Origin of the sequence: Paenibacillus sp. 2KB_20 (assembly GCF_052115765.1) — a bacterium.
Taxonomy (GTDB): domain Bacteria; phylum Bacillota; class Bacilli; order Paenibacillales; family Paenibacillaceae; genus Paenibacillus_AQ.
Map to the genome: position 1 here is coordinate 210515 of NZ_JBFRHH010000008.1, position 16264 is coordinate 226778.

Annotated in this window: 15 protein-coding genes; 9 read left to right on the plus strand and 6 right to left on the minus strand. The window is 47.4% G+C overall.

All coding sequences use genetic code 11. From position 1 onward, the window contains the following. Window positions 1–83: 83 nt before the first annotated feature. From gerQ to AB4124_RS23200, 3 genes are all read left to right on the plus strand, one after another. Window positions 84–482 (plus strand): spore coat protein GerQ, encoded by a 399-nt coding sequence (gene gerQ, locus AB4124_RS23190; protein WP_256720417.1) that lies wholly within the window; start codon window positions 84–86, stop codon window positions 480–482. A 447-nt stretch (window positions 483–929) separates the two neighbouring features. Beyond that, window positions 930–2246 carry a hemolysin family protein gene (locus AB4124_RS23195; RefSeq protein WP_441974306.1) on the plus strand — a complete coding sequence of 439 codons (1317 nt, stop codon included), beginning with the start codon at window positions 930–932 and terminating at the stop codon, window positions 2244–2246. 159 nt (window positions 2247–2405) lie between these two features. Beyond that, the gene (locus AB4124_RS23200) at window positions 2406–2906 is read left to right on the plus strand and encodes a hypothetical protein (protein ID WP_441974307.1); all 501 of its coding nucleotides are present in this window, start codon (window positions 2406–2408) and stop codon (window positions 2904–2906) included. A gap of 279 nt (window positions 2907–3185) precedes the next feature. Here AB4124_RS23200 and AB4124_RS23205 read toward each other — a convergent pair whose 3' ends face one another. The 4 genes from AB4124_RS23205 to AB4124_RS23220 form a co-directional block, all read right to left on the minus strand. Beyond that, the gene (locus AB4124_RS23205; RefSeq protein ID WP_430165159.1) at window positions 3186–3998 is read right to left on the minus strand and encodes a DUF4367 domain-containing protein; all 813 of its coding nucleotides are present in this window, start codon (window positions 3996–3998) and stop codon (window positions 3186–3188) included. Next, entirely contained in the window at window positions 3976–4566 is a 591-nt protein-coding gene (locus AB4124_RS23210) for an RNA polymerase sigma factor (RefSeq protein WP_076321236.1), read from the minus strand. Before AB4124_RS23210 ends, AB4124_RS23205 begins: the two co-directional genes overlap by 23 nt. A 383-nt stretch (window positions 4567–4949) precedes the next feature. Next, window positions 4950–6179 carry an aminopeptidase gene (locus AB4124_RS23215; RefSeq protein WP_441974308.1) on the minus strand — a complete coding sequence of 410 codons (1230 nt, stop codon included), beginning with the start codon at window positions 6177–6179 and terminating at the stop codon, window positions 4950–4952. A 167-nt stretch (window positions 6180–6346) separates the two neighbouring features. Continuing rightward, window positions 6347–7579: an aminopeptidase gene (locus tag AB4124_RS23220; RefSeq protein WP_441974309.1), complete on the minus strand. Its 1233-nt coding sequence runs from the start codon at window positions 7577–7579 to the stop codon at window positions 6347–6349. A 143-nt stretch (window positions 7580–7722) separates the two neighbouring features. Here AB4124_RS23220 and AB4124_RS23225 point away from each other — a divergent pair, with 143 nt between their 5' ends. Next, window positions 7723–7998, plus strand: coding sequence for a hypothetical protein (locus tag AB4124_RS23225; RefSeq protein ID WP_071224350.1), 276 nt, complete (start codon window positions 7723–7725; stop codon window positions 7996–7998). Between the two features lie 115 nt (window positions 7999–8113). On the opposite strand, the gene AB4124_RS23230 is transcribed toward AB4124_RS23225, so the two are convergent. Beyond that, window positions 8114–9466 carry a TrkH family potassium uptake protein gene (locus tag AB4124_RS23230; RefSeq protein WP_430184711.1) on the minus strand — a complete coding sequence of 451 codons (1353 nt, stop codon included), beginning with the start codon at window positions 9464–9466 and terminating at the stop codon, window positions 8114–8116. Window positions 9467–9544: 78 nt separating this feature from the next. Here AB4124_RS23230 and AB4124_RS23235 point away from each other — a divergent pair, with 78 nt between their 5' ends. The 4 genes from AB4124_RS23235 (at window position 9545) to AB4124_RS23250 (ending at window position 12936) form a co-directional block, all read left to right on the plus strand. Further along, the gene (locus AB4124_RS23235; protein ID WP_339272508.1) at window positions 9545–10462 is read left to right on the plus strand and encodes a DMT family transporter; all 918 of its coding nucleotides are present in this window, start codon (window positions 9545–9547) and stop codon (window positions 10460–10462) included. Between the two features lie 114 nt (window positions 10463–10576). After that, a complete protein-coding gene (locus AB4124_RS23240) occupies window positions 10577–11713 on the plus strand; it encodes an alcohol dehydrogenase catalytic domain-containing protein (protein ID WP_076321242.1) in 1137 nt (378 codons plus the stop codon). 162 nt (window positions 11714–11875) lie between these two features. After that, window positions 11876–12619 (plus strand): AzlC family ABC transporter permease, encoded by a 744-nt coding sequence (locus AB4124_RS23245; protein WP_339293130.1) that lies wholly within the window; start codon window positions 11876–11878, stop codon window positions 12617–12619. After that, a complete protein-coding gene (locus tag AB4124_RS23250; protein WP_098743408.1) occupies window positions 12610–12936 on the plus strand; it encodes an AzlD domain-containing protein in 327 nt (108 codons plus the stop codon). Before AB4124_RS23245 ends, AB4124_RS23250 begins: the two co-directional genes overlap by 10 nt. A gap of 129 nt (window positions 12937–13065) precedes the next feature. Here the strand turns inward: AB4124_RS23250 and AB4124_RS23255 are convergent, their stop codons facing one another. Then, complete coding sequence (locus AB4124_RS23255; protein WP_430107057.1) at window positions 13066–13983, minus strand: NAD-dependent epimerase/dehydratase family protein; 918 nt, start codon at window positions 13981–13983, stop codon at window positions 13066–13068. Window positions 13984–14162: 179 nt separating this feature from the next. On the opposite strand from AB4124_RS23255, the gene AB4124_RS23260 reads away from it, so the two are divergent. Then, window positions 14163–16088 carry an LTA synthase family protein gene (locus tag AB4124_RS23260; RefSeq protein WP_441974310.1) on the plus strand — a complete coding sequence of 642 codons (1926 nt, stop codon included), beginning with the start codon at window positions 14163–14165 and terminating at the stop codon, window positions 16086–16088. The last annotated feature ends 176 nt before the right edge of the window (window positions 16089–16264 follow it).

Here is a 16264-nt window from a genome sequence, read left to right on the forward strand (position 1 = left end):
GTTATACAACCGCTTAGGCGGGAGTTATAAATTAAAGGAGGAAATTACTTATGTACAATCAAGGTGTGCCGCCTGTGAACTTCATGAATGGAGTCCGTTATCCGGGAGTGCCGAGCCGCGGGACGGCTGGTTATATGGCGAACGTTCCACCGCAGGTGCCTAGCGGAAGCCCAATGACTCCAGGAGGCACCGTTGTTCCGGCCCCGCAATTCGAACAATCTTACGTTGAGAATATTCTTCGACTGAACCTGGGCAAACAGGGAACTTTCTACATGACATATGAAAACAATTCGCAATGGAATGCCAAGGTGTTCACAGGCGTGGTCGAAGCCGCTGGACGCGATCATATCATTATCAGCGAACGGTCGACAGGACGCCGTATCATCCTGCTGATGGTAAACCTGGATTATGTCGTGTTCGACGAGCCGCTTCATTATCAATATCCGGGTGTTATCGGCAACCCGCCTCCGACTGGAAGATAACTTCTAGCAGCCAGCATATGCATAATAACCTTCGTTTACTTAGGCGTAGACGGGGGTTATTTCATTATGTTTTAGATGGAAAATATTCAATTTCGTGCGTTTTTTTCCACAAAGGTGCGTAAATACATCGAATTCTATTAACATTTTGAATGTTTATTCATAGAATATATCAATTCATCGAAAAACGAGTGCTAACGGCTGAGAATCAAATTAAAGCTTATAACAACGCTGATTAATGTCATAAGACAACGTTTGACTGTGTATCGTAGTACTATATAATTACTTATATAGCTTGATGAAGTCGGAATAAGATAAGGAGATGAGACCATTGGGAAGTTGATGCGTAGTCCGAACACGTTGTTATGCTTGATGGCACCACACATTTTTAATAACCGAAGGAGGTGTTCCTATTCGTCATAGCATGCTGTATGGCGGGTAGGAGATCGATTGAGTGACCCCTTACCGAGTTTGATAAGTTTAACCTTGGTATTGATTCTCGTCCTGTTAAATGGATTTTTTGTATCGGCTGAATTAGCTTTCGTTAAAGTGAAAAGCAGCCGCATTGACGCTCTGGTCGAAGAAGGACATAGACGTGCAAAATTTGCGCAGAACATACTGAAGAACCTGGACGGATATATATCCGCATGCCAGTTAGGTATTACCATCGTGTCCATTGGACTCGGATGGATCGGCGAAAGAACGATATCCGCCATGATTACGCCTTGGTTTAATGGCATTGGCTGGAACAATACAGCTGTTCATGCCATGTCCTTGGTATTAGCCTTCATCTTGATTGCACTCATGCACATTGTATTTGGTGCATTGGCGCCTAAGACGGTGGCTGTTCGTAAAGCGGAACAAATTACGCTGTTATCAGCAGGTCCACTGCGGGTATTTTACACTATCATGTTCCCGTTTATCTGGTTTGCCAATGGGCTCTCCAATAACGTTCTCCGCCTATTCCGGATGCAACCGGTGGTTGAGCGGAATGTTCATACCGAGGAAGAACTGCGGGATATGATGAAAGAGAGCAGTGAGAGCGGCCTGATGGATAGCACGGATATGGTATTGGTAGACAACATTTTTGAATTTGCCGATACGACGGCAAGGGAGATTATGATCCCCAGAACAGAAATGATCTGCTTATACAACAATCTCTCATTGGAAGAAAATCTGAAGATCGCAAGCGAGGGGATGCGAACCCGTTATCCAATCTGTGACGAAGACAAGGATCATATCATTGGCTTTATTCACATTAAAGATCTGATGCGCGGATTCGTTCATGACCAGCTTTCCTTGATTCGCCCGATCATTGCTGTTCCTGAGTCGATCAAGATCAGTGATCTGCTGCGAAGAATGCAGCGGAGCAAGACGCAAATTGCCATTCTTATTGATGAATACGGCGGGACTTCAGGACTCGTAACCCTGGAGGACATTATGGAAGAAATCGTCGGTGAAATTCAAGATGAGTTTGACGAAGAGCGCCCGGGCATTGAAAAGGTGGGGGAGGATGAATACTCCATTGATGGATTGATGCTGATCGATGAAATTAATGACCAATTTGGTCTGAACGTGGATACAGAAGACTATGATACTATCGGTGGATGGCTGTCCTCACGTCTTGAGGTGCTGCTCCCACACAAAGGTCAATCTGTCATGTATGAGGATTATCGCTTTGTGATTGAGGAGACCGAGAATAAACGGATCTCGCGGATTCGTCTGATCAGGCAGCAGCAGCTGATTCAGGAAGAAGCAGGTGCGTAAACTGGATATTAGAAGAAGTAGCGACATATTATGCCGCTACTTCTTTTTATTTGCAAAGAGGTTTCAATAATTATATCAAACTGTGAAAAATTAGATACTTTTATGTCGAAACCATGTGTTAAAATATGGATGTTCCTAATATATTGAAAGAAAGGTGATATGATGTCAAAAGTACGCAGTCCTAAACGTATAGCTTCAGCGCTTGCAGTCAGTGTTCTATTAAGTTTATCTCTAGCGGGAGGGGCATACGCGGATTCCGCTGCAGACATTGCACCCGGTGCTTTAACAACTCCGCCTCCGGTGGAAATGAATCTGAACTCATCTATCAATATTTTAGCCAATAAATATTTGATGAATTATTTTTCTTCAATTGGGAAAGTAAGCAGTACTCAAGTAGGCATAAGCGGTACTACCAGTGCTTCTCAAGCTGTTGATTCTCTGGGAATCAATTATGTTCTTCAACGCTGGACGGGCTCTGCTTGGGTTGATGCGGGAGCTTCATACGACAACGGAACGAATAAGGCCTCGCTGAGCGGGAGCAAAACTTTCAATGTGCAGGCGGGTTATTATTATCGAGCTAAGACGATTCACTGGGTCAATGAGAGCGGTACATATGAAGAAGGGACTTATCACACGAATTCGGTTTTAGTGGAGCTATAATTCGAATACGGATTTATGAAGGAATGTCCCAAAAGATCATAGATCTTGCGGGACATTTTCTTTTCTTCGTTGAAAGACGCTCCGTGAAGAATCGTCTCACCCATCGATGGCTTATCATCTGCTCATGTGGACAATCATAAAATAAAAAGGTCGAAGACCAGCCCTCAATTTGAGCCTGTCTTCGACCTTTTTACGGTGCATGAGTGAAAATCCAGGCTGTTTTTCAAAGAAACCATATACTTTGGGGGCAACCAGTTCTTTTTTTAGATCATCTAAAAATCATTGTATGCTGTTTGCGATTTTAATGAATTCTTCTTCCGTGAAGAAGCCGCTAATGGATACAACCACTTGATCATTATCGTATAAGAAGCGCAGGTTATTCTCGGTTAAATAGGCTTTCGCTCCGGATTCAAGAACAATCGTCTTCTTGATATCTCCATTGAGATTAATCATTTTGCCAAGTTGCATCCCGATGAGATCAATATAGAAAAACTTATCGTCCGAATTTTTATATTGAAGATGAAGCTCGTCAAAATCTGCATTGTCATCCTTTGTTAATGCGGTAGCCTCATGGAATTTGTAATCTTCCGGAAGATAATTGATTTTTGGTATTTTAAATACGGCACGTTTTTGTGACTCTGTCAGAGATTCATCGGTATCTGTGAAAGGAACATATTCGGTGTCCACTAATTCAGCTGGCGGTACATGCTCTTCTGGCTCTATTCCTTGTTCCGGTGGGGGAGCGGTTAATGCCTTGCCCTCATCAACAGGCTCTCGCATGCCGAATATTTGAGTAACCACACCATTTCCCCAATCCTTGATCTCCTGATAAACCGGTGTTACCGCTTGAGTTACAGAGGATGGAGAGAATATCAACGCACCAAAGGCCATCGATGCGGCGATGACTCCGGCTAACTGAAATCTGTGTCGACGCTGTTTCTTTTTGTTAGCCTGATTGATTTGTTGCTTGACCTGCTGCCAAGATTGTCGTTTGGACTCGTTGTCAGTAGGGAGTGAGGAACGTGATGCTGCACGATCAAAGGCTTCGTCAAAGGCCTCGTCAAACCAATCATCGTATTTTTCGTTGCTCATCCAATTCACCCCACTCTCTATACAGCATTTTTTTTACGGATTCTCTGGCACGAAACAAGCGCTGCTTCACGATCTCTTCACGAGTATTCAGCAGCTCCGCGATTTCCCTGTACGTCAGACTATGTTTCCAACGGTACTCAATCAATAGCTTGTATTCAGGCTTCAATTGGTCGAGGTAATGCTCGATGGATTCCTCCAGCATATTCGACTCCACCTGATGTTCCACGTTTGTGGAAGAAACTGCCACGTCCTCTTCATTAATAAAAACACTCTCAACATCCACTTGGTTACGGTATTTTTTATTTTTTCTTAAATAATTCATGGTTGAGTTTTTGGCGACGACTCGGAGCCATCCCCGCATCTTGCTTTCCGTTTCAAAATTCGGCTTACTTGTCATCACTTTTATAAAGGACTCCTGAATGATATCCTCAACAGCAGCATGATCCCGTACGACATACAGTATCTGTCCATAAACGAGGTCATAAAATTCATAATAGATTTCTTCCTGAATAGGTTCGCTCAGATCAGCGAAATCTGCTGCAAGGAGGAGCTGTAATCGGTTGGACACGCGATAATCCCCTCTCTGGTGTAACCATCCTATTTCTCTCATCATTTTACAACATCTCGGGTAAAAAAGCCCTATTAATTCTAATAACAGCCAGCTTTGAAGACTGTTTCCGGAAAATGGGTCTATCCTTATGAAGTCATGTGTTTGAAGCGCTTTAGCTTATGAGTTAAAATGGCAAGTCATAGACATGCGTCCATCTCTTCATCATATGCTCGGCAACCTATCGGTATTAATCGAAATGGGGTTGAAGTTGTATCAGGAAGGGCGTAGAAAGTCCATTATGATAAAAAAACAGAGCAGCCTCTGTTTAAAGGGCTGCTCTGTAGTATAGTTCCGATCTCATTACGATGTTCTTGTCGTGCATATAGCGGAATTGTAGCGGTTTAAGCCCAATTCCCGTCGATGAATACAGGCTCCTCCGTACCATCATGAGTGATTCCGGTAATATTAAGCTCTTTGGAGCCCATCATGAAGTCGACGTGGGTAATGCTGGTGTTCAGACCGCTTGCTTGAAGCTGTTCGGACGTCATGGTCTTGCCGCCTTCAAGGTTAAAGGCATACGCGCTGCCGATGGCCAGGTGACAGGAGGCATTTTCGTCAAACAGCGTGTTGTAATATAAGATGCCGCTTTCCGAGATCGGGGAGCGATAAGGTACAAGCGCAACCTCGCCAAGATAATGCGAGCCTTCATCCATGGAGATCAGGCGGGTCAAGGTATCCTCGCCTTGTTCCGCGGAGAAATTGACGATGCGACCCTTCTCGAACGTAATCGAGAAATTGTCGATGATGTTGCCGCCGTAGCTCAAAGGCTTCGTGCTGCGTACCGTGCCGTTCACGCCGGTTTTGAGCGGAGCGGTGAATACTTCCTCCGTCGGAATGTTGGCAACGAACCGCTCACCTTTCTCGTTGTGGCTGCCCGCCTGGGCCCAAATATGCCCCTCCGGAAGCTCGATCGTAAGATCCGTACCCGGTGAAGTGAAGCGGAGCTTATGATACTTCTTGGCATTGAGCTCATCCGATTTGTGCTGGAGGGTCGTGATATGCTCCTCCCATGCACCAATGGGATCTTCGAGATCCGCGCGAACGGCGTGGAAAATCGCGTCCCACATTTTGTCCACCTGCTGGTCGGCTGGAACGTCAGGGAAGACCTTGGCAGCCCAATCAGGGGAAGCGTAGGCAATGCCAGTCCAGCTCATTTTATCGGCTTGCTGATACTGCCGGTATTTCGCCATGGCTGCGCCATATGTACGCTGGTAATTAGAAATGCGCTCCGGATCCACGCCTTTAAGCAGGTCCGGGTTCGAAGAGAGAATCGTCAAGAAAGCAGCTCCTTGCTCGGCAAGCTCGGTCACTTCCTCCGCATAATATGTCGGCGGCTCCAGAAAAGCTTCGTCTGGTGCCAGATCATACCGTATCCGGTTCACAACCTCATCACTGTAATTCACCTTAACTTGCTTGGCGCCCGTTTCATAAGCTTTTTTCACGATAAGACGTACTAGCGGCGCGGCATCGATCATTGCGTTAACAACCAGCGTTTGTCCCGGCTGCACATTGGCACCCACCTTGACTGCAAGCTCCGCATAGCGTTCCAATTTTTGTTCAAAGCTGGACATGACAGACCCTCCATTTCTTTTATGCTAACTATAAGTAATTTCATGCGCTTTCTTAATTATCCCACAATTTTTCGGTTTGTAAATCAACCTCAGGTCAATTAAAGGCCGGATAAGTTCAAAGAAAGCAGCTACTTCATAAGAAATAGCTGCTTATTCTGTATCGTTTCTTAAAATGCCCAGTTTCCTTTCAGGAATACCGGTTCTTCCTTGCCATCTGCCGTCACTCCGTAAATATCCATATCGCCGGAGCCGATCATGAAATCAACATGAGTTACGCTCGTATTGAGACCGTTCTGAATCAATTGCTCCTGATTCATATCTTTTCCGCCTTCTAAGCAGAAAGCATATGCACTTCCGAGGGCAAGGTGGTTAGAAGCGTTCTCGTCAAACAACGTATTGTAATACAGGATGTTTGACTCCGAGATCGGGGATTGATGCGGCACAAGCGCCACTTCTCCAAGATAACGGGCACCTTCATCCATGCTCAGGAGACGCTCAAGGGTCTCATAACCTTGCTCTGCCGTGAAGCTGACCACTTTACCTTTTTCAAAAGTAAGGGAGAAATTGTTCACGATGTTACCGGCATAACTCAATGGCTTCGTACTGTGCACAGTTCCGTTGACGCCTGTTTTGAGAGGAGCGGTAAATACTTCTTCTGTTGGCATGTTAGCCACAAAGGAATGTCCTCGCTCGTTAATGCTGTCGCCTTGTGCCCAAATATGCCCTTCCGGCAGCTCGATGGTAAGATCGGTTCCCGGTGCGATATAGTGGAGTTTCTTGTATTTCTTAGCGTTCAGCACGGAGGATTTCGCTTCAAGCACTTTGAGGTGCTTGTTCCAGGCTTCCACCGGGTTATCCTGGTCCACGCGCACAGTGTGGAAAATGGCATCCCACAATTTGCCAACCTGCTCGGACTCCGGTGCATCCGGGAATACCTTGGCAGCCCAAGATGCCGAAGGAACTGCGATCAGACACCAGCTAAACTTGTCGGACTGCTGATAGGCACGGTATTGCTTCAATGCCTCGCCGCGCGCTTTGTAGAAGTTTCCGATACGCTCGGAATCAATGCCGCTGAGCAAATCGGGATTTTCGGCAAGCACATGCAGAATGGCTGCGCCGTTCTCCACCAATTCCGTCATTTCACCGGCATACCATTTTGGGGCTTCGGTAAAGACATCATCCGCAGCCTTTTCGAATTGAAGTCTTGTTATCATTTCGTCGGTCCACAGGATCTTAACCAGGCGGGCACCCGCTTCGTATGCCTTTTTGGCAATCAAGCGAGTGAACTCGGCGGAATCAACAGGAGCATGAACCACTAAAGTTTGTCCTTCCTGTATGTTAACTCCAACCTTTACAGCCAACTCGGCATATTTGTCCAAGTATGTATTGAAAACGGACATTTGGTACCCTCCAATGCAATTTAATTTACCAACCCATATTATACTAGATCAAGCCGTATAAGAAAAACAATAATCAGCTGCCAAGAAAAGTGATATACTGAGTCTTGTGAGTGCTTTACAACGTAATGAAGGAGCGTGGAAACGTGTCAGAAGTCCGAATCGAGCGTGCGGATATGAAGCGGGATGATAGCGATCAGTTCGTAGGATATACCGTATTTTCTATAGATGGACATGCATCAGCCTACGAGATCACATTCCTGAGCAAGAATGGCCGGGACTGGGACTACAGCCTGAACTTTGCCGGCGAGCCGGGAATTGAGGAGCAGTTTCTTCAGATTGACGAGCGGATTGAAGCCGACAACGAGTTGTTTGATGATTTGCTGGATGCAGCCATCGATGCCAGCGAGTTCGGCGAATAAAAGACGAATCAGAAATGGATTCCAATGAAAACAAACCGTACACCTCCCATGGAAGGGAAGGGTACGGTTTGTTTAAGATTATAGAATCTATAAATTTTCAGCGGATATGAACAACTTACCCTATCGTAATTCGGCCTTCCGGATGGCGATACAGTTCTTTATTATTCTTACGGCTAAGCGCGTAAGCAAGGGTTAGCGGACCTAACCGGCCAAGGAACATGAGCAGGGCAACGGTGACCTTGCCAACTCCGGATAGCTCGGTTGTAAGTCCCATGGATAACCCGGCTGTACCGAACGCGGATACGGCTTCGAACAGAATTCTTAAGAATTCGCCAGATTCCGTAACGGACAGAAACATGGAAGCTCCCACTAATAACAGCAACGATAGAATCGTCAGCGTAATGGAACGGTAAACCAAGGCTTGGGAGATTCGATTGCGATAGAGAACAACATCACGTTTTCCCTGGATCATCGTAACGACAGCACCGATGAGCACGGCGAAAGTGGTTACCTTAATTCCGCCTCCTGTTGATCCGGGAGCTGCGCCGATGAACATCAGGAGGATCATGAAGAACTGGGAGGATTGCTCCAGACTCGAGATGTCCAAGGTGCTGATGCCGCCGGAACGCGGAGTGATCGATTGGAATAGAGAGGCCATGATTTTTACCGGGTACGAGAGCGGCCCTAATGTTTTGGGATTGCCGTGCTCCAGAATAAAGATCATGACAGCCCCAATTACGATTAACAGTGATGTCACGGTTAATACAACCTTGGAGTGAAGAGACAGTTTCTTGCACTTCGGATACTCGATAAGATCAAAGATGACAATGAAGCCGATTCCTCCAAGAAAAATTAAGAGCATTAAGATAATATTGACAAATGGATCCGCTACATAGGTTGCAAACCCCGAGAAGGGGCCGTGAATTTGGCCAAAGAGGTCAAAGCCTGCATTGTTGAATATGGAAATGCTCTGGAATATGCCGAAGTATGTCGCATCTGCAAGCGGCATAATGGCAGAGAACCTGAGCGTCAGCAGCAAGGCGCCTGCACCCTCAATGATCAGAGCGTATATGAGCACTCTGCGGATGAGATCCACAATCCCTTGAATTTGGTATTGTCCCATCGCTGCCTGAAGGATCATGCGCTCGCGAAGCGAGATTCTGCGATTGAACATCAATGCAATCCAGGTGGCTGAGGTCATAAAGCCCAATCCGCCAAGCTGAACGAGCATGAGCATAACAATTTGTCCAAACATGGACCAATGAGTCCCTGTATCCACAACGGTTAAACCCGTTACACTGATGGCGGAAACCGCTGTGAAGAGAGCATCTACAATCGAGGTAGAACTCCCGTCCGCCGTAGCGATGGGAAGTTTAAGCAGGAATGTCCCGATCAGTGTAATCGAGGCAAAGCCGATCGCCAGAAATTTGGGAGGGGTCATTTGGTTGCGAAGGTCTTTCTTTTTCATGCCAATTATCCTTTTCCGAATGTTATAATTTTAAAATCATTCTCTAATATAACACGAAAGGTGAATCATTTAACCATCATGAATTCGAACCGAGCACCGATTCCCGTATTTATTCCTCTATTTATCGGCATCATAGCTATTTCTTTTTCCTCGATTTTTGTAAAATGGTCCAGCAGCCCCGTATCCATTCAAGCGATGTACAGACTAGTGATCACGTTCCTGATCATGTTGCCCTTCGCGGGAAAATATGTGCCGGATATCAAATCGCTGAAGCGAACAGATCTGCTGCTGCTCCTTCTATCCGGAGCGATGCTGGCGCTGCATTTTTTGTTATGGATGGGCTCCTTGAAGTGGACGAGCGTAGCCAGCTCCACGATTATCCTTGCTCTTCAGCCGGTATTCGTGATGATGGGTGCTTACTTCTGGTTTAAGGAGAAAACATCGCTGGCGGCAATCGGAGGCATGGCCATCGCCTTCCTCGGTGTCTTTCTTCTCATTGGAAGCAGTGGGCTTAGTGGGAGCAAGGGTCATTTGACAGGTGATATCATGTCTTTGCTGGGGACGGCTGCGGTTGCTGTCCATATGCTGCTGGGCCAATTGCTGCTGCGCCGTCTGCCGTCATTCCTATACAGCTGGCTTGTCTTTGCGGTAGCAGCGTCCGTACTGGCGGTGTATAACGTGGGCATGAACATTCCGATGACGGGGTATTCCGGACGAGAGTGGGGGATATTTGCCTTACTGGCTGTCGTGCCAACGGTATTCGGCCATTTGTTATTTAACTGGTTGATGAAGTATGCCACAGCCTCAACCGTATCAATGAGCGTTCTCGGAGAGCCGGTTGGAGCGAGTGTACTGGCTTTTCTCCTATTGAATGAGTCGATGAATTCCCTGCAGGCGGCAGGGGGAGCGCTTGTGCTGTTAGGGCTGGTATTATTCTTGAAAGTCGGGAAATCAAAAAAGCAGCCGGTAGACATTCAACCCGAAGCGCTGGGGTGAACTTCGCTTTATTTTTGCCCTGGCAGAGTAGTTATGATTGAATTTGCGTACACTGATCCTAAAAAAGTCAAATCATTACAAAAATGGATATTGACTTGAAAAGGGGGTTCGTGCGTGAAAGCAGTCACTTATCAAGGCAGACATCGGATCCAAGTGAAGGAGATGAAGGACGCCGTTCTTCAGCACAGCGAGGATATCCTGATCCGGGTCACCACCACGGCCATCTGCGGATCGGATTTGCATTTATATAACGGTGGATTACAACAGCTGACCGATGATTACATTATCGGCCATGAGCCTTTGGGAATCGTTGTGGATGCAGGTCCGGAAGTAAGCAGGGTCAAAGTGGGTGACCGTGTAATTATTCCTTTTATCATATCTTGCGGAAAATGCCTCTTCTGCCAGAATCACATGGAGAGCCAATGCGATTATGCGAATGAAGCCAAGAATACTGGCGGTTTTTTTGGATATAGTGACGCGTTCGGCGGTTTTCAAGGTGCCCAAGCAGAGCTGTTGCGCGTCCCTTATGGAAATTCCATGCCCTTTGTTATTCCTGAGGACGCCGAGATGGAAGATGAGAAGCTGCTCATGCTCTCCGATGCGCTGCCCACAGCCATCTGGAGCGTGGAGAACGGAGGGGTTAAACCGGGCGATGTCGTGATTGTTCTGGGCTGCGGTCCGATTGGATTGCTGACGCAGAAGTTTGCCTGGCTAAAAGGCGCGAAGCGGGTGATTGCGATTGATCATGTGGATTACAGGCTGGCGCATGCGAAACGGACCAATCTTGTGGAAACCTACAATTTTGAGAAAATCCCCGAAATCGAGCATTATATCCGAGAGATCACCAAGGGCGGTGCAGATGTTGTCATTGATTGTGTAGGTCTGGACGCCAAACGGACCCCTTCTGAAATGCTAGGCAGCATGCTGAGGCTCCAGGGAGGCTCATTGGGTGCATTCCGCATGGCTGTGAGTATGGTTCGTAAATACGGGACGATCCAGCTAACCGGCGTGTATGGGCTTGTTTATAATGCATTTCCGCTTGGAGAGCTGTTCGAACGCAATATTACATTAAAAATGGGGCTGGCACCCGTCATTCATTACATGCCGCACCTATATCAAATGTTGAAAGAGGGGACTATAGATCCTTCGGATATCATCACACATCGGCTCCCGATGGAGAAGGCTGCCCACGGATACGATATCTTCAATGAACGAAAGGATGGCTGTATCAAAGTCATCCTGAAGCCTTAAGCAGCTAAATAAACCGAATGAAGAAGCGTTCTTGGCGAATGAGGAGCATTCCCGGGACGCTTTTTTTGATGGAAAAACGGTGGAACAGCGTTGACAAGGCAGCAGGAAGAATTCATAGTAATTAAAAATAGAATTGTAGAGTAAGAGAGGAATCGAACACAGATGAGCACCAAGTCAGAACGGCTTCCCGCAGGTATAGAGGGAAACCAAGGAAGCCAGGGAAACACCTACCTTCAAGGCTTTAAAGATTGTATTCCAACCCTCCTGGGCTACCTGAGCATCGGTTTTGCGGCAGGTGTTGTCGAGCGCACCGCAGGTTTCAGCCTGCTCGAAATTACGCTCATTTCGCTGCTGCTCTATGCGGGCTCCGGGCAATTTATTGCTGCAGGGATGATAGCGGCTGCTAGCCCGATCCTATCGATCATTGTTACGATATTTTTTGTTAATGCCAGGCATCTACTGTTAAGCGCCGCGATTGCCCCGTATTTTAAAGGGCTTTCCTCAGGAAAAAGCTTCTTTATCGGCTCCCTGTTAACCGACGAGACATTTGGTGTTGCGGCAGCCAAGGCCACCGAGCAGAAGAGACTCGGCTATCAATGGATGGTCGGCCTGAATATCACGGCGTATCTGTTCTGGTGTGCAGCCAACGTAGCGGGGGGGCTAGTTGGGGAGTGGATTCCGGATCCGGAGAAGTTTGGCCTGGATTTTGCATTGCCCGGGATGTTTATCGGTTTGCTGGCTTTGCAATGGATCAGCCGGAAGAAGTATAAACTTGACTTCATGGTGGTTATGATTGCCGCCGTTTCGGTAGTAGCAGTCAGTACGATTCTGCCTGGAAGCGCGGCGGTGATTGTCGCAATTATGGTTGCGGCTACTGCAGGGATGGTGATCGAACAATGGAAATAAGATGGCATATCGCCATACTGATTATCGGTTGCGCTGTCGTAACCCTCATTCCAAGGGTTTTGCCGCTTATGATCCTGAGCAAGCTCCGCATTCCGGAGATGATGATCCGGTGGCTCAATCATGTGCCGATTGCCGTCATGGGAGCGCTGCTAGCCCAGGAGCTGCTCCTATCGGATGGACGTGTAGATCCAGGTGGGCATACACTCGAATTGATTGCGGCCGTGCCCGCATTCCTCACCGCTTTTCTCACGAAAAGCCTGTTTGCCACCGTCATCGTCGGGATCCTGACTTTGGTGGGACTCCGCTTGTTTTTCTGACAAAACGAAGCGCTATGTTTGGGATGTTTTTCGTATCCCTAACCGGAACGATTAAAAACAGCCATATTCCTTGGAATGACGAGGAATATGGCTGTTTCTATGTTCATTTGCTACCGTTCATTTGGGAAACTAGGATGTGCCAAGCCAGTGTCTGTAGGTTTCTTCCACTCCTTCTTCCAGGCTAAATAACGGGCTCCACTGCAGCAATGCCCGGGTTCTCTCATTATTCAGGCAGCTATGCAGAATATCGCCGTTCTTCGCAGGCAGATAGTTGACATCAATGCGGTTAGGATGCAGCCTGCTGATGTGATCGACGAGTGAATTGACGGTATGGCCAGTGCCGGTGCTAACATGAAGAACGCTCTCATCCCCGTGTTGGATGGAGGCGAGGTTCGCTTCAACCACATCCTTAACATAAATAAAATCCCGGGTTTGTTTGCCATCGCCGTATATATGAAACGGAGCGCCTTGACGCAGGCGGTCACCAAATACCGCCACAACACCGCCTTCCCCCTTCGCAGTCTGACCCGGTCCGTAGACATTCCCATAACGAAGAATGGTGTACTGCAGGCCGAAGAAGCGGTGGTATAAACGGATATATTGCTCACCTACTACTTTGGAAAGTGCATAGAAGGAGATCGGATTAACCGGATCATCCTCCGTCAGCTGAGATTTCTCCAGGTCCCCATATACGCCTGACGTCGAAGCAAACACAATCTTACGGACCCCAGCTTTACGACATGCTTCAAGTATATTGATGGTGCCCATAACATTCGCATCCGCATCAAGTCGAGGCTCCTTGATCGATCGCTGCACGTCGGCCTGTGCGGCCAAGTGGAATACGACGTCCGGCTTCAGCACGGAGATATATGCAGTTGTCTGCTGACTGTTTACATCGGCTACATGTAAAATTGCCTCGCTGTGCAGGCGACCTGGATCTCCGGTTGTCAGGTTATCGATCACATGGACTTCATAGCCTTGATTAACGAGTCCGTTCACCAGGTGGGAGCCGATAAAGCCTGCTCCGCCGGTTACAACCATCTTCATGTCTTAAACCCTCCAGCCTTTTGATTGGGATGCTTTATCCTACGTGATACGTAAGGATCATGCATTGGACAATTGACCAGGGGGGGCGAAGGAATGGGCAGATTAGATTGACGTTTACATTCCTGTTATAATGGAAGCTGAAATTTAACATTATATTTACACAAAAGAGGGAATGGAAAATGGAACGCTACCTTGAACAAAGGTTGAAATTAAGCATACTCGTTTTTTTGACGCTCTTATTGAAGTTGATCCTTCTAAGAGTGTTTCTGTTTAATGGGGTCGTATGGGGTAAGGTGCTTACCGACGCGCTGTCCCTGTTGGTCCTGATTAGCTTACTGGAGCTGATCCTGCCGGTAAGAGGGAAAAAGATGGTCTATGTGATCCTAGATGTCGTATTATCTTTTATCATGTTTGCGTCCGCGGTTTATAACGTTCATTTTGGGTCTATACCGACGTATACCGCGCTTGCGGGTATTGGTCAAGTAAACCAGGTAAGAGCCAGCATTACGGCTTTGCTAGAGCCGGAGCACTTTCTCTTCTTCCTGGACCTGCTAGTCCTATTGGTCATATGGGCGGTTCGAAAAATTCGTTCGCGCTCGCGAAGAGGATTGCATTTTGGTGGAGTCCGTTCCAGTTATTCCGCATCCTATTCGCGCAGACCTGGAATGAAGTGGCGCATCTCCATGACGGTAGTACTGGTCATTACGAGTGTTCTGTCCGGACTTATCATCCGGAAAGAATGGGGAATCGAGAATGAAATCGTGCGCGCGGAGCAGATGGGCTTTATGAATTATCAGGTATCGGCCGTGATCCGAAATTCGCAGGAGAATCGTGCCTTAGCCGAAGGGAGTCTGCAGGACACCATTCTGCGGTCCCAGCAGCTGCTGGCGACCTATCCTTACGTTAAGGAAGCAAAGAACAAGCCGGACTACTTCGGCGCTGCCAAAGGCAAAAATCTGATTATCGTTCAGATGGAATCGCTGCAGAACTTTCCGGTGGGTCAATCCCTGAATGGCCAGGAGCTGACACCGGTGATGAACCAGCTTGCGGCTGGCGGTCTGTACTTCCCGCATATCTTCCAACAGATCGGGCAGGGCAACACTTCGGATGCTGAGTTTGCGGTCAATACATCGATTTATCCGACCGGAACGGTGGCGATGTCCACCGGGTTCGGAAATAAAGAGCTGCCGGGTCTGCCGCGGCTCTTGAACAAGCACGGGTATATTACTACGACATTCCACGTGAATGATGTGAAGTTCTGGGATCGAAGCAAACTGTACCCGGCACTTGATTTTCAGCATTATTACGACAAGCCGTATTTCACGAATGATAACTTCAATGAATTTGGACCTTCCGATGAAGAGCTGTTCCGTGTCGGCGTGGACAAGCTGCTGGAGAATCAACAGCAGAACAAGCCTACCTATGCCCATTACATCACGGTATCCAACCATTCTCCATACCATGTGAAGGATGAATTCGCGAAGATCACCCTGCCGGCTGAGCTGGAAGGGACCCATCTGGGGAATTACCTGAAGTCGGTGAATTATTCGGATTATGCACTCGGAACACTGGTTGACCGTCTGAAGCAGAACGGGTTGTGGGAGGATACCGTTCTGGTTGTGTACGGGGATCACTTCGGCATCAATCCGGCAGAAGCCGACGCCAATATGATCTCGTCAACGTTAGGAATTCCTTACCATGAGCGGGTCAGCCGATTTAACATCCCGCTTGTCATTCATGTACCCGGCATGAAGGAAGGAAAGGTCATCGAGCAGGTGGGGGGTCAGGTCGATATTCTGCCAACCGTCGCTAACCTTTTAGGCGTATCGCTGGACGACGAAGGTTTTAACGCGTTTGGGCATGACCTGCTGAATGTGGATCGCAATGTAATCGGGATGCGATATTATCTACCGACAGGCTCTTTCTTTAATAATGACATTCTGTTCGTTCCTGGTGACGGATTTGAGGACGGCACGGCGGTTTCCTTGAAGACGCTGGAGCCCGTAACAGACATCACGCCGTATCGCAGCGATTATGACTATATTCTGCAGTTGATGAAGCTGTCCGATGAATATGTGAAAATGCTGCCCAAACGAGCGCCATAAAGCCAACAGTAGTTAACGAGGAAGAGGATTGTTTCATCAAGCCTGACGCAGGCATGGATGAAGCAGTCCTTTTTTTCTTGCAAAAGCTGCGATGGAGGATTGCCTCTGTTTCGTCATCTATGCTATTATTACTCTTATTGTTAACCTAATTTTTATTTGAATAGGTTAACATTTAA